The following is a 13,752-nucleotide window of genomic DNA, read 5'->3' on the forward strand; positions in this document are numbered from 1 at the left end:
TTCAGAGTCCTTTTTCGTTCGTCTGGAGGCCGGATTCCGACCGGTCGGTGGGGTTGGCGGTGTCGAGGGCTATCGCGAGTCGGATGAACATGGCGTGGCTCCACAGCAGCGGGCTGGCCGAAGGCCCCCAGCGATCGATCCAGGGTTGCAGGTACTCGGCATCTAGGAGGTTGTCTTCGACCTGTTCCGGGAGTTCGGTGCCGCCCCTCGCAACGGAAGCAGCCCAGAGAAGCAGTTCACGTGCCCGTGGGCGGTTTCCGGCTGCTTCCTGCGCCAGCCCAAGGAAACAGCTTAGGAGCGGCCATTGGCCGCCGCCATAGTAGCTGTCTGCCAGATACCGGTGAACGCCGTTGCGGACGGTGAGCTGCTCTTCGACGGCGGAGATGGTCCCTTTGCCTACAGGGCTCACCGGTTCAAGGAAGTTCATCGGAGCGATGAGCGCCAGGAGGCTGGCATCTAGCGCTTCGGTTCCAAGCCATTTGGTGAGGTGCCCGTTCCTGACTCCATCGTTCTGGACGCGGCGCCGGATCAGCTCCGCGGTCTCGGTGGCTCGTAGGACACTTGCTTCCTCCAGATGCCCGGTCTCAACAATGCTTGCCAAACCTGAGGAAATGCAGCCGAGAGTGCTGACGTGCACGTGCTGGGCAGCCTCCTCCCACCAGTCGTAGCAGGGCCGGTCCCAGGAGCAGGCCAGATAGTCGACCGTGAGGGCAATCGCCTCGGCCCAACGTTCCAGTGACCGACCAAATCGGGCGCCGTGTTCAGCCAACGCCCACAGCCAGGTACCGTAACCGTCGAGCTGAAAGTCCCACCATTCGTCGTTTCCGTCGTCGCCCTCGAGGGTGAATCGGGTTGGCAGCATTTTGCCATCGGCCGGAGGCCTTCCGGCTAGGCTTTCTGCCACGATGTGCCGGATTTTTCCGGAGCGGGAAGTCAAGACTTTCGCGCACCAGTCGAAGAACAGTTCGGCGGATTCGATATGCCCGGCAGAGGACATTGCGTCGGCGATGAACGAGCCGTCACGAAACCAGCAATATCCGGCATAGGCGGAAAACGACGGGCTCGCGGGATAAGCGCCCCCCGGGGTCTGCTGTTCCAAAATGAGCTGTGTGCTTGCGTGGACTATCGAGCGGACGGTGGCATCGCCAATGGACGTCGCCGTTGAACCTGGCATGGAATTCTCGATCATATGCTTCTCTTTCAGGCGATGAGTCTTCAGGCGATGAGCCTTCAGGCAGTGAGCGGGTCGCGGTGCCAACAGTCAGGGTGACACCGCGACCCGTACTCCGGCCGTGTTCGGTTGTGCCCGGCCTATTTCAGCAGCGCGTTGATTTGGTCTGATGCACCCTTCAGCGCATCAGCAGCTGTGGAGCGCTTCGCTTCGATTTCGCCAAGGGCATTGGTGATGATGTCGACCATTTTTTGCTGGTTATCGCCGATTACTGGGGTGAGGGCGACGTGGTCAAGTGCGTCGAAGATGGCCTTGCGGTTTGCCGGCTTGTCCTTCGCGAGATAGGGCTTCAGGAAAGAGTCATCGGAGGTAGCAGGTAGTTCCCATCCGGCGCTTATGCGCGTCTGTGCCATGACATCTGAACTGGTCATGTATTCGGCCCACTTCTGGGCGGCGGCCTTGTTCTTGGAGTTTGCAGCTACCGCAATGGCGTTGGAGAACTCCGCACTTGCCTTCTGCGTGTCTCCGGGCTCAACGGCGATGTCCCAGTTCTTGGGTGAATCAGCGAAGCTGCTTGCCACCCAGATGCCGCTGTGGAGCATGCCGAGCTTGCCGTCCTTGAATAGCTTGGTGTCGAAGTCCGGGGTCCCTGCGCCCTGGGCGGGTGTTGGCATGGTCGTTCCGCTCTTGCCTGCCAGCCACTCAGCTGCTTTGATTCCTTGCGGCGAGTTGAACCCGACGGATTTGCCGTCGTCGTTGAGGAACTTGCCGCCGGTTTGGGCCAGTGCTTTGTAGAACTCGTAGAAGCTCACGTTTTGGAAGTCTCCAAAGACGCCCGCGGCGCTATCCGTGATCTTTTTCGCGGCAGCAGTCTCATCTGCCCATGTCCAGCTGGACGTGGGGTAGGCGACCTTGGCGGCGTCGAAGAGCGCCTTGTTGTAGTACAGGACTACGTCGGAGAAGGAACTGGGCAGCGCATACTGCTTGCCATCTGACTGGTAGGACTGAAGCAGGGACTGCTTGTACTTGGAACCGTCAACTCCTTCGAGAGGAGCGACTGCCCCATTGGACACATAGGAGCGCAGATTCGCGTATTCAATATCGAAAGTATCGGCTTGGGTCCCCGCGGCCAGATCAGTCTGGAGTGCGGTGGCGTAGTCCTTGTAGGGCAAGGTGGTGACCTGGACAGTGATGTTGGGGTTGGCCTTTTCGAAGGCCTGAACAATTGTGGCCAGGTTCTTCTCGTTGCCCCCGTTGGAGGTGAAGTTTGAGTACTTGATGGTTACTTTTTCATTGCTTGACGCAGCAGGGCTTCCTCCGGAGCCGCAGCCGGTCGTTGCCAGGATTGCGGCCAGGGCGAGGCCCAGAGCGGCCAAGGGCTTTTTGTTCATGTCTATCTCCATTGATAAAGGGGGAAGCAGGGCAGTCCGGTCTATTTGAGTCCGGTTCCCGCGACCCCTTGGATGATGTACTTCTGGGTGAAGATGTAGAGGGCAAGCATTGGCAGGACGCTGACCACTGATCCGGCCATGACGATGTCCCACTGGGTTGTGTACTGGCCCTGGAGCGCTGCCAATGCCACCGGGAGCGTTTTCATAGCGGGCGTGCGCAGGATAATCAGCGGCCAGAGAAAGCTGTTCCAGCTGTTCAGGAACGCGAACACGGTCAGCGTTGCCAGGGCCGGACGAACCAAAGGCAAAATGATGAGCCCGAAGATCCGGAAGTGGCCCGCTCCGTCCAGCGTTGCGGCCTGGTCGAGGTCCGTGGGAACGGAATTCATGGCTTGGCGCAGAAGGAAGACGCCGAATGCACTGGCAACGCCGGGCAGCAGAACGCCCAGGTACGTGTCGATGAGGCCGAGGCTTTTCATCTCAACGAACAGCGGAACAACCAGGACCTGCAGGGGAACCATCATGGTGGCCAGATACACGGCGAACACAGCGTTCCGCCCTTTGAAGGGCATGCGCGAAAAGACATAAGCAGCCAAGGAGCTTGTGGCGAGCTGGAACACCGTGGTGAGGATGGCAAGGATCAGGCTGTTAAGGACGATCTGGACGAACGGGAGCCGCTGGAGCAACTCAGCGTAGGCGGACAGGGAAGGGTTCTCCGGGATCAGCTGCGGGGTGGCGGACAGGCCGGCTCCCGGGCTGATGGAGGTGACGAACGCCCACAGGAAAGGAAACACCATCACGGCGGCACCTGCGACTACGAGGACGTTCAGCGCGATCAAGCGCGGGTGCTTACGCATAGTTCACCCACTTCTTTTGGCCCCGCACCTGGATCAAAGTGATGATCAGGATGAAGAGAAACAGAAGCCATGACAAGGCGGATGCTTCGCCTGCCCGGCCGTAGCGGAACGTGAGGTCATAGATCTGCTGCACTACCACTTGGGATGAATTGTTTGGCCCGCCTCCAGTCATGGCATACACCTGGTCAAACACTTGGAAACCATTGATCAGTGACAAGACGATGACGAAAAACGTTGATGGAGACAGCATCGGGAGAGTGATGCTGAACAGGCGGCGCCATGGGCCGGCGCCGTCGACCGTTGCAGCCTCGTAGAGTTCTTCGGGAATGGCCTGCAGCCCGGCGAGCAGAATCACCATGACGAACCCAAGATCTTTCCACGCCGAGGCAAGGATGATGGCAGGCATCGACCAAGCCGGGTCTGTCCACCACCCCGGGCCGGCAATGCCGATCAGTCCAAGGAGCCAGTTCACGATGCCGGTGCTGGGGTTCAGCAGCCAGCGCCAGACGAGCGCCACGACGATCCAGCTAGTTACCACCGGAAGGAAATAGAGGCCCCGAAGCATGCTGCGCCCTTTGATCCGCGCGTTCAGGGCCAGGGCGATGGCGAGGCCGCCGACATACACCAGGGGTAGGTAACCGACAATGTAATAGACGGTATGAAGGAACGCGCCCTGTGTACCCGGGTCCGTGACAAGCCTGGCGTAATTGTCCAGGCCCACCCACTTCATTGAACCCACCAAGTTCCACTGGTTCAGGCTGATCCAGAACGCGGACACCATGGGAACGATCGTGAAGAATAGCAGCGGCAACGCGCTCGGCAGCAGGAACAACGCAACCGTCAATGCGTACCGAAGACGCGGGGCGGGCTTCCGCCGGATGGGTGCAGGATTGCCTCCGCGTGTGGTGGTGGCCCTGAGAACGCCTGGCTTGGAATTTCCAACAGTTGTCATGACCCGATCGCCTGCTCTATGGGCGAGCTGAGCCGGGCCCTTACCCTACGTCCCTGTTCGCCGGAGCTTTCACCGCTGTAGAACGGAGCGGATGCGACCAAGGCGGCTGCACCTCGGGCCCAGCTTTCGTCGTCCCAGGACTCGGCGATCACAGGAATGCTCCGGCGGTCGGAGGTCAGCGCAGCCCGGAATGATTGCTCGAATCCGGCCTTCCAATGGCTCCAAGCCTTGGTTCCTTCACCGCTGACAATCACTATTTCCGGGTCAAGCACCTGTACCAGACCGGCGACGATCCGCCCCAGCGGCCGGCCTGCCTCTAGGAAAATGTTCTGCGCCAAAGCGTCGCCGGCGTCGGCCCGGGCCTGCAAATCAGCCACAGTACCGTCGGGCGGGATCACGCCTGACCTGCGGGCCTGCGCGACGAGCGCCTCTTCACCGATCAACGCTTCAATGCAGCCATGGTTGCCACAAGTGCAGCGGGGCCCGTCCATCACCGCAGCGATATGGCCGATTTCGCCGGCTCCGCCGCGGCTGCCGCGGACGACTGCGCCCCCGGTCACGAATCCGGCACCGACGCCCTCACCGATGGTGACTACAAGGAAGTCGGCATGATCACGGCCGGGGCCGTAGAGCCGCTCGGCCACGGCGAGGGCGTTGACATTGTTCTCCACCAACACCGGCACGCCAAGTTCCCGGCTCAGAACGGCCCCCAGGGGAACCTGCCACCATCCAAGAAGACTTGAATCGACCACGCCGGTCCCCTGCGCATCCACCGATCCCGGAACACCAACGCCCACACCGAGAATGGGAGCGCCGCCGCCCGCAGCCCGGAACCCCAGGACGAGGTCAACCAAGGGGGAAAGGAACGTGACCGAGGAGGCATTGAACGGCCAGCTCTCGGCCCTCACCACCTTTCCGCCCAGCTCTGTTTCGACAAGCGCAACGTGGTCTTTAGCAACTTTCATACCAATCACACGCCCGACGGAAGCCACCAGTCCAAGCAGCCGCGCAGGACGCCCGCCGTTGGATGGCGACATCGCCAACTCCCTCACGAGACCATCTGAGATGAGGTCTTTCACAAACTGGGTCATCAGTGCCGGCGACACCCCCAGACCCCTGGCTAGGTCGGCGCGGGATGCGCCGCCAGAGGTGCCCAGAAATGCCAAGATCGCAGAGCGGGTAACGTCAGCGTTGCCATTCGGTCGCGACATGTGAACTCCTTTGTTTAGAACTAAATAAAGATTAGAACTATGTTGTAGGTCACGTCAAGGGAATGTTTGCAGGCTCAGGCATTGGTCCGTTCACAGATGGTCAAAATGGTCGCACCGACCGAACATCATCACGCCAAGTGCGACCGCATCCGTCGTCGCACCGTCGTAAAAGTGAGCGAGCGAGGGCGAAAAACGCGCTACGAGTGAGGGAGCGTCACTCAAAAACGCTCCAAAAGTGCAGGAGGGTCGGGAGTGGGCTCGAACGCTCCCCCGCGCGTCAGGAGGCGAGCAGTCCGTCCGCGACGATCGCGAGCATCGATGCCGCCGCGTCGGCGGGAAGCTCGCTGTTGTCTACGACGGCGGCCACGCCGCCCACGAGCCGGCTGATTTGCATTGCCTCGACCCCGGGACGCAGGGCAGAGTCCAACGCCTCGATCACGCGCTGATTGGCGCCGAGGTAGGTCTGGCACTTCGCTGCAAACGGAGACCCGGGATCGCCCAGCGCGGCAGTGATCCGCGCGGCCGCACCCTTGTGTTCTGTCAGCATGGCCGCATAGTCGGTCAACCAGGTCACCAACTGCTCCCGTGCCGGGGCGTCGAGGGCGAGCGCTCGCTCGACAGCCGCGTTGACCTTTTCCGCCCAAGCTTCCAGGACCGCGTCGTACAGGGACTCTTTGGTCGGAAAGTGGCGGTAAAGCGTGCCGGGGCCAACCTCGGCCGCCTTGGCGACTTCGTCCATCGAAACGGATTCGAAGCCTTTGGCGCGGAAGAGGGCACGCGCAACTTCCACGATTCGATCGCGGTTACGTTGAGCGTCAGCGCGCACGGAAACCAGCCCTTCCAACAAAATGATTGCAAAACGGAGAGTGTCTCCGTATAGTTCTAAGCGGAGTAACTCTCCTCTTAGTGTACGTCAGCCCCCTCGGCTAGAACAGGACACCTCCCATGACACCCACAATCGCCACACGCGCACCCGCCGGGATCGCAAGATCCGGCCGCGCCGGCAGCATTGGCCTCTGGCTGGTCATGCTGGCCCAACTCATGCTTGTCCTCGACGCGACAGTCGTGAACGTCGCGCTGCCCCACATCGCCACCGATCTCCACTTCAACCGGGCCGAGCTCAGCTGGGTCCTGAACGGCTACGCCGTCGCGTTTGGCGGCCTCTTGCTGCTCGGTGGACGGATCGGAGACGTCTTCGGCCGTCGTCGCACCTTCCTGGTGGGCGTCGCAGCCTTCACGCTCTTCTCACTGCTCGGCGGCCTGGCCACCTCGCCGCTCCTCCTCGTCCTCGCACGCGCACTGCAAGGCCTTGGTGCCGCGTTCGCCGCCCCGAGCGTGCTCGCACTCATCACCACAACCGCAAAGGACGACGGCGCGCGGAACCGAGCGCTCGCATTGTTCTCCGCGATTGCCTCAATGGGTGGCGCGCTCGGTCTCATCCTCGGCGGCTTGCTCACGGACACCACCAGCTGGCGGTGGACGCTCTTCATCAACGTGCCGATCGGCGTCGTGGTCCTCATTGCGGTGCCGCGCCTGGTCGCCGAAACCCCCCGGAGGCCCGGCCGTTTCGACATCCTCGGAGCGGTGACCGCCACCGGCGGCGCCGTCGCCATTGTGTGGGCCTTCATTCAGGCGGGCGACGTCGGCTGGTCCAGCCCGCGGACCATCGGCGGCCTCGTTGTCGGCGCGGCACTGATCGTAGTGCTCGCCGTCACCGAACGGAGAGTGGCCCACCCCCTGCTCCGCCCGCAGCTGCTACGCAGTCCGAGCCGAGTGGCGGCACTGGCGGCGATGGCGGCCACTTATGGCGGGATGCTGGCGATGTTCTTCCTCATGGTCCAGTACCTCGAAGACGATCTGCACCTCACGCCCATGATGACCGGACTGGCGTTCCTGCCGATGCCACTGAGCATCTTCGCGATGTCACGGATCGTTCCGCGACTGCTCGAGCGGGTCGGGGCGGTCCGACTGGTCATCCTAGGCGCCGCACTTCGCGTCGTCGCCTTCCTGCCGCTCACGCAGCTAAGCGCGGACACCCCCTTCGCCCTTGTCTTGCTTGCCCTTCTGGGCACCGGAATCTCTGCCGGCCTGACGTTCATGCCGCTCACGACGCTCGCACTCCGCAACGTCGAACCCGAGCACGCAGGGTCCGCCTCCGGGCTCTTCCAGACAATGCAGCAGCTTGGCGGCGCCGTCGGCCTGGCCATCGTGGCTTCGACCTACGCGGCCTTCGCCATCCCGGGCGACTTCCTGACCGGAGGGAGGGCCGGGTTCTGGTCCGCGACCGTTCTCTCGGCGCTCGCGCTGGCCGCCGTCGTCGGGCTGGTCTTCAAACCCCGGAAGGTGGCCTGAGAGGCGCGCCTTCCCCGGCGGACGCCGGACATGGCAGACTTCGGCCATGAGTATCGAGCACTGGTGGCCGAAGCTGAAGCCGTCCACCCAGAAATGGCTGATCGAGAACAATGGCGACGCGGTACCCCAGGAAGTGGTTACGGAGATTACCCAAGCTGGCGGGCCGGCCACTTCCGATGCATGGTGGTCCGGTCAGAAGGAGCCCACGGGGTTTTATTTCCCGGACGAGGCGGTCGACTGGATCGAGGCGGTGGCGAACGACGAGGCCGTAGCGAACGGCGAGGCGGTAGCGAACGGCGACGAGCGCGGCCGGCCCTAACGGCCCGAGGACTTCAGTCCCTTGGCGTAAGCGGCTTGCCCCACGTGCTGAAGGCAATCGGCAATAGTGCTGACCAACCGCACACCGACGGTGACGGGCGGGTTCCAGCGGGTGTCGACGATGCGATCAAGGTCCCCATCGCCGAGAGTTCTCAGGAACCCCACCGTCTGCCGGTGGACGGCGTCGTAATATTCGAGCAAAAGCTCCGGCCGGGCCTGGACCGCGTCGACTTTGTCGCTCGTGTGGCCGTAGCCGGTGTCCCGTTCGGGCAGCGGCAGGTTGAAGCGACCGGCAAAACCCTGCGAGGTCCAGACCTGTTCCAAACCGGCCGCGGCGGCGACTTGGACGTCCTCTACCCTGCTGAGGTGCCAGATCAACCACGCAATCGAGTTTCCGCTCCCTGCGGGCCGACGGACCAAAGACTCGTCGTCGACCCCCTCGAGAGTGGCGGCAACGGTGTCATGGATCCGGCCGAAGGCATCCAGCAGCAGTTCGTTGGATTTCATCGCGCCTCCTCATTTTGTTCCTCGCTGAGACCCCACGAAGTCCAAGGCCTCACGAGCCAGGGCCAGCCATGACTCCTCTTCGTCGGATGTGACGGTGAGCCACTCCCTCATCGCACGACCCTTGCCGGCGTCGAACGGCGCACCAATTCCGGTTTCGATCAGCGTCTCGACCCGCTGGTGTGGCAGCTTCACCACAAGCCTGCCTCCGGAAATCATCGCAAAAATCGAGCCGTGGACCTTCAGCGCGTTCGAACCGAATCCGTGCTTCCCTGGTTCACCCGGAACGCTCACCCCGGGGCTGGCCCGGAATTCATCGACCAGTGTACTGAAACGCTCCTCAGGCAGCATGGGAACATCTTCCCGCCCCGGATGTCGGGGAACAACCGATAACCGTGAGCGAAATTACTGGGCCGACGCATCCGGCGATCCACAGGCATAAGCTACAAGCAGAACGTCTCTTCCATCGCCGGGGAGCTCATCATGGACACTGAATTCGCAGACGTCATCGGTCATGATGTCACCACGATCACCTGCCTCTGCGGTAATACCGTCAGCAAAGAGGGGTTGATTCAGGCCAACTCGCACGGGGTCCCTGTTTACGCCGGAGGAGACTCCCCTGTTCCGCCGGGGCTGGCCGCGTGGCCCGAAGACGAGGATCTATACACCCTGTGTCCGGCATGCGGACGCGTTTACCATGACACGGTCATTGAAGAGACAGGGACCGCGCCCGTTGCCTTCCAGGTCGATGTCACTGCCGGCCCGATCGCTGAGGCGATCCGGATTCACTGGGACCTCAACACTTAGGTGTCTTCCCCGGGTTGTGTCTTCCCGGGTTGTGTCTTCCCGGGTTGTGTCTTCCCGGGGCGGCCGGCCGGTGGTGACCGGCCGGCTCCTAGTTTCTCCCACAGTCTTCGGTCGACGGTGAGGGCGGGGCTAAAAATGTCCGAGCCCCGTGACAGTGTTGGTTTATGGAAGGCATCGGTCAATTCGTGGCACGTCGGGCGGCCCCGCCCGATGGCGGGATTGCGTCGCTGGGACGCCTTTCCCGCCGCCTGAGGCCCGTCCCTGCCCTCCATGCCGAGCTTCAAAACCAGTCCGCCGCGCCGTCGCTGGCAAGTGGCATTGATCAGGCCGCGGCGGCGATGGATGCGCTGCGCGCAACGGCTGTCTCCGAGGCCCGGCTGTTTGGTTTCCCCGAGGCCGCTGATTTCGCCGGCAAGGTCGAGGAGATCTCGCGGACGGTGGAGTTTTTGCAGATCGTGGCAGCCCAGGCCGTGGAGCGGACGCGGCGCGAAGCCCAAACGGCACGGCAGTCATCCCCGGCGCCGGGGTGGAGGACGGGCTGGACCGGGCCCGCCGCAGCCGCAGCAGAACCGGCAACCGCATCCGACCCCGAGGTTCCGGCGTCGGCACCCGCGGCCAGCCCTGCGGACGCGGCAGCCGTGGTTGACGACGGCTACCGGAACGCGGCCGAATTCCTGCGGGCCAGGCTGCGGATCGGCATCGGCGAGGCGCGTCGCCGGCTCGCGGTCGCCTCCGCCGTGCTCCCGCAGACCGGGATCGCCGGGCAGGAAATACCCGCACGGCACGGGGTACTCGCCGCGGCCCTGTCCTCGGCAGCCGTGCCGTCCCGCTCGGCCACGGTGATCAGCCTTGCCCTGGACCAGGTGCGGCACCTCGCCGACACGGACACCGCCCAGCAGATGGAACAGGCACTGACCAGCACCGCGGTGCAGAGCGATCCCGATTTCGTGTCCCGGATGGCCAAGCGCTGGGTCGATGCCATCGACCAGGACGGACCCGAACCCAGCGAGGAAGAACTCCGCCACCGCCAAGGAGCGTTCATCCGCACACCCCGCCGCGGCCTGCACCACCTGGAAATCTTCGCCACCGCCGAACAATTCGAGACCCTCGCCACCGTCATGAACACCGCCGCCAACCCGCGCCTCCGCCACGATACCGACGGATCACCGGATCCGGATCCAGGCAGCAACACCGGCAGCAACACCGGCGCCGCCGGAGGGTTTTCGGAGCACGACGCCGCCGCCCGCCCGTCCCTGGATCGCCGCTCGCGGGCGCAGAAGCTCCTTGACGGGCTCGTCGGGGCCTGCGGAGCGGCCCTGTCCACCGGCGAGCTGCCCGCCGCGGGCGGTCTCCGGCCGCAGGTCATAGTGACCATCGACTACCGCGAGCTGCTCGAGCGCGTCGAACACCAAACCACCGCCGCGAATCCCCGGCTGAGCACCGGCGCGTCCACGTTCCAGGGCCCGATCCACCCCTCGGTCATCCGCAAGATCGCCTGCGACGCCGACATCATCCCCGTCCTGCTCGGCAGCGACAGCCGCATCCTGGACATCGGCCGCACCACCAGGGTGTTCCCGCCCCACATCCGCAAAGCCATCACCGCCCGCGACCAAGGCTGCGCCTTCCCCGATTGCGACATCCCCGCATCCTGGTGCGAAGCCCACCACATCACCTACTGGTCCCACGGCGGCACCACCGGAACCGACAACGGCGTCCTGCTCTGCAGCCACCACCACCACGTCATCCACAAAGAACACTGGACCATCACCACGGACTCCGGAGCGGCATGGTTCAAACCCCCGCCCCACATCGATCCCCGCCAAACACCCCGACGCAACCACTACTTCAGACCCACCCGGACATGAAGCCGCCCAGACACGAAACGCGCCCGCACACGACAGGAACGCGTTGGCCGTGCCCTTTGGCCCTCAGAACCATTGACATGTGACTAAATGGTCACCTATCCTAAATCCATGGACGCCGTCTTCAAGGCACTCTCCGACCCCACCCGCAGGGACCTGCTCGATGAGCTCTTCCGCGAGGACGGGCAGACGCTGAGCGCGCTTGAAGGACGGTTCGATATGACCCGCTTCGGGATCATGAAGCACCTCAAGATCCTTGAGGAGGCCGGGCTGGTTGTGACCCGCCGTCGCGGTCGCGAAAAGCTCCATTTCCTGAATCCGGTACCCATCAGGCTCGTCCACGACCGCTGGGTGAGCAAATATGCAGAACCATGGGCCGCTGCCTTGAGCGACCTCAAAACCAGATTGGAAAGTCCCGTGGAAAAGATCTTCGAAATCTACATCAAGACCACTCCGGAACGGCTTTGGGAAGCCATCACGGACAGCGACATCCGCAGCAAATACCAGTTCGGCAACACCCACACCGCTGACTGGACGCCTGGCGGCCACTACGAGATGCACAACCCCAAGGCCAACGGAATGGTCCTGGGCGAAGGCGAAAACGTGGAGGTCGATCCCCCGCGGCGGCTCGTCCAGACAATGCGCGCGCTCTGGGGCGAGGACGTCAAAGCCGAGGGCACCTCGCGCGTCACCTGGGAGATCGAGCCGGTGGGCGATTCCTGCCACCTGACCGTCACCCACAGCGAGCTGCGCGAAGGCGGCAACGACCAGATCTACGGCGGTTGGCCGATGATCCTCTCCGGCCTGAAGACCTGGCTGGAGACCGGCGAGGTTCTCACGACTCCGGGTTCGCTGATGTACGCCTAAGAGCGGACGACGGCGCGCCCGGGCGCGTCGCTAGGCCCTAGCCGCCGGAACGAGGGCCGCGCTGAGGTACTCCAGGTGTGCGGGCGTCGGGGCAGTCGTGTCCGCCTCATATTCGGGGTGTTTGGTGAGAAACGTCTTAATGAACGGGCACACCGGCACGATCCGGAGCCCCTCGCTCACTGTCTCATTCAGGGCCACTTCGGCGAGCCTGCCAGCAAGCCCTTGTCCGCCGTACTCCTCGTTGATCACGGTGTGGTAGAAAATCCGCTGCGGGGAGCCGCCCTCGTCGTACGTTTTGTACGCGGCCTTGCCGATCACGCGGCCGTCGACGAGCACCTCAAAGCGCTCACGGTGAACGTTATGGACGATGGTGGCATCAATCATCGCTAGCTCCTCGGGTTAGGTTCAGTTGACATACCCTAACCTCGAACACGGGGCACTTTGTTCCCAAGTTTTCTCCAAGTCCCAATGTGGACTTGGAGAAAACTTAGATGAACGGCTAAGCCGTTACGATGTCCCGCGTGGCGTGGTCGTACGTGAAGGTGACCTTGCCGCCGTCGTGGTTTAGCTCGTGGTTAGCGCCATCACGGACGCCGAACGCGCCGTAGTTCTCGTCCCACGAGCGGTTCAGCGCGATCTTGTACGTGTAGAAACCGGCGGGCAGCGTTGCGGCGAGGGTCCAGACCTTGCGGCGGGTATTGAACTTCATCTGCACCTCGTCGTACTGCGGAGCCCAATCTTCCGGAGCGCCGAGGATCGTGTTGAAGTCACCTGCGATCGCGACGGCGGACGGCTGCTCAAGCTTCTCGACGGCGGCAGACGCTTTGGGTGCGGCAGCTTTCTTGGGCGCTGCTTTTCCGGCCGGGGTCTTCGTCGCGGCGGCTTTGGCGGCAGGTGCCTTTTCAGCGCCGGGCGCCTTCTTGGCCGCAGCCTTCTTGACGGGCGCCGTCGGGAGCGGGGTACCTGCCGGCACAGGGGTTCCTTCAGCGAGTGCCGTGGCGAACTCGTCCGGCTTGGCGAAAGCGACCGTGGCACGAAGGCCGTCGTCGGTGATGGTCCAGCCCGAACGGCCCTTGACCAACCAGCCGGCCTTGACCAGCTTCGCGGTCTCCGTCGTCAGGTTCTTGTGGCCGCGCGGAATCCCTCCGCTGAGCAGTTCACTCTCGCGCGTATCCAAAGGGACGCGCACAATCGCCTCAGCCAGGATCTCGCCGGCATTCAACGACTGCTCGGACCAGGTTCCCTCTGCCAAGAGGTCTAGGACGGTCTTGAGACGGACACTGCTTTTTTCGACGGTGGACTTGGCCAACGGGTCTCCTTCAACGGCGAACATTCCTTCAGCAGTCTGCCAATGTTCTGTAAACTCTGGCGACTGTTCTGGGTAAACACCGTGTGTCGTGACCCACTATTACGCCCAAACAGCAACAAGTGATGGAGGGGTCTCGGGTACCGGTGAGTAG

At 63.1% G+C, this 13,752-nt stretch carries 15 protein-coding genes; 5 read left to right on the forward strand and 10 right to left on the reverse strand.

Annotation, left to right across the window (positions count from 1 at the left end):
• Nucleotide 1: 1 nt before the first annotated feature.
• The 6 genes from OW521_RS08595 to OW521_RS08620 form a co-directional block, all read right to left on the reverse strand.
• Nucleotides 2-1,189, reverse strand: a complete 1,188-nt coding sequence (locus OW521_RS08595) for a glycoside hydrolase family 15 protein (protein WP_268024538.1) — start codon at nucleotides 1,187-1,189, stop codon at nucleotides 2-4.
• 122 nt (nucleotides 1,190-1,311) lie between these two features.
• A complete protein-coding gene (locus OW521_RS08600; protein ID WP_268024540.1) occupies nucleotides 1,312-2,562 on the reverse strand; it encodes an ABC transporter substrate-binding protein in 1,251 nt (416 codons plus the stop codon).
• A gap of 41 nt (nucleotides 2,563-2,603) precedes the next feature.
• Nucleotides 2,604-3,419 (reverse strand): carbohydrate ABC transporter permease, encoded by an 816-nt coding sequence (locus OW521_RS08605; protein ID WP_268024542.1) that lies wholly within the window; start codon nucleotides 3,417-3,419, stop codon nucleotides 2,604-2,606.
• Nucleotides 3,412-4,371 (reverse strand): carbohydrate ABC transporter permease, encoded by a 960-nt coding sequence (locus OW521_RS08610; protein WP_268024544.1) that lies wholly within the window; start codon nucleotides 4,369-4,371, stop codon nucleotides 3,412-3,414. The genes OW521_RS08605 and OW521_RS08610 overlap by 8 nt, the downstream gene beginning before the upstream one ends.
• Nucleotides 4,368-5,582, reverse strand: coding sequence for an ROK family transcriptional regulator (locus OW521_RS08615; protein WP_268024546.1), 1,215 nt, complete (start codon nucleotides 5,580-5,582; stop codon nucleotides 4,368-4,370). The genes OW521_RS08610 and OW521_RS08615 overlap by 4 nt, the downstream gene beginning before the upstream one ends.
• Nucleotides 5,583-5,859: 277 nt before the next feature.
• Nucleotides 5,860-6,408: a TetR/AcrR family transcriptional regulator gene (locus OW521_RS08620; protein WP_268024548.1), complete on the reverse strand. Its 549-nt coding sequence runs from the start codon at nucleotides 6,406-6,408 to the stop codon at nucleotides 5,860-5,862.
• Between the two features lie 119 nt (nucleotides 6,409-6,527).
• Here OW521_RS08620 and OW521_RS08625 point away from each other — a divergent pair, with 119 nt between their 5' ends.
• Together OW521_RS08625 and OW521_RS08630 are read left to right on the forward strand one after the other, a co-directional pair.
• Complete coding sequence (locus OW521_RS08625) at nucleotides 6,528-7,934, forward strand: MFS transporter (RefSeq protein WP_268024550.1); 1,407 nt, start codon at nucleotides 6,528-6,530, stop codon at nucleotides 7,932-7,934.
• Between the two features lie 46 nt (nucleotides 7,935-7,980).
• Nucleotides 7,981-8,253 (forward strand): hypothetical protein, encoded by a 273-nt coding sequence (locus tag OW521_RS08630; protein ID WP_268024552.1) that lies wholly within the window; start codon nucleotides 7,981-7,983, stop codon nucleotides 8,251-8,253.
• Here OW521_RS08630 and OW521_RS08635 read toward each other — a convergent pair.
• A complete protein-coding gene (locus OW521_RS08635; protein WP_268024554.1) occupies nucleotides 8,250-8,759 on the reverse strand; it encodes a mycothiol transferase in 510 nt (169 codons plus the stop codon). The genes OW521_RS08630 and OW521_RS08635 overlap by 4 nt on opposite strands.
• 9 nt (nucleotides 8,760-8,768) lie before the next feature.
• A complete protein-coding gene (locus tag OW521_RS08640; RefSeq protein WP_268024556.1) occupies nucleotides 8,769-9,107 on the reverse strand; it encodes a hypothetical protein in 339 nt (112 codons plus the stop codon).
• Nucleotides 9,108-9,239: 132 nt separating this feature from the next.
• Between OW521_RS08640 and OW521_RS08645 the strand changes: the two genes are divergently transcribed.
• The 3 genes from OW521_RS08645 (at nucleotide 9,240) to OW521_RS08655 (ending at nucleotide 12,292) form a co-directional block, all read left to right on the forward strand.
• Nucleotides 9,240-9,563 carry a hypothetical protein gene (locus OW521_RS08645; protein ID WP_268024558.1) on the forward strand — a complete coding sequence of 108 codons (324 nt, stop codon included), beginning with the start codon at nucleotides 9,240-9,242 and terminating at the stop codon, nucleotides 9,561-9,563.
• A gap of 185 nt (nucleotides 9,564-9,748) precedes the next feature.
• Nucleotides 9,749-11,428 (forward strand): DUF222 domain-containing protein, encoded by a 1,680-nt coding sequence (locus tag OW521_RS08650; RefSeq protein ID WP_442781245.1) that lies wholly within the window; start codon nucleotides 9,749-9,751, stop codon nucleotides 11,426-11,428.
• A gap of 108 nt (nucleotides 11,429-11,536) precedes the next feature.
• Nucleotides 11,537-12,292, forward strand: a complete 756-nt coding sequence (locus tag OW521_RS08655) for an ArsR/SmtB family transcription factor (RefSeq protein WP_268025764.1) — start codon at nucleotides 11,537-11,539, stop codon at nucleotides 12,290-12,292.
• 30 nt (nucleotides 12,293-12,322) lie between these two features.
• Here OW521_RS08655 and OW521_RS08660 read toward each other — a convergent pair whose 3' ends face one another.
• Nucleotides 12,323-12,676, reverse strand: a complete 354-nt coding sequence (locus OW521_RS08660) for a GNAT family N-acetyltransferase (protein ID WP_268024560.1) — start codon at nucleotides 12,674-12,676, stop codon at nucleotides 12,323-12,325.
• A 115-nt stretch (nucleotides 12,677-12,791) separates the two neighbouring features.
• Nucleotides 12,792-13,601, reverse strand: a complete 810-nt coding sequence (locus OW521_RS08665) for a pullulanase X25 domain-containing protein (RefSeq protein WP_268025766.1) — start codon at nucleotides 13,599-13,601, stop codon at nucleotides 12,792-12,794.
• Between the last annotated feature and the right edge of the window lie 151 nt (nucleotides 13,602-13,752).

The sequence above is a fragment of the Arthrobacter sp. MMS18-M83 genome (genome assembly GCF_026683955.1).
GTDB lineage: Bacteria > Actinomycetota > Actinomycetes > Actinomycetales > Micrococcaceae > Arthrobacter.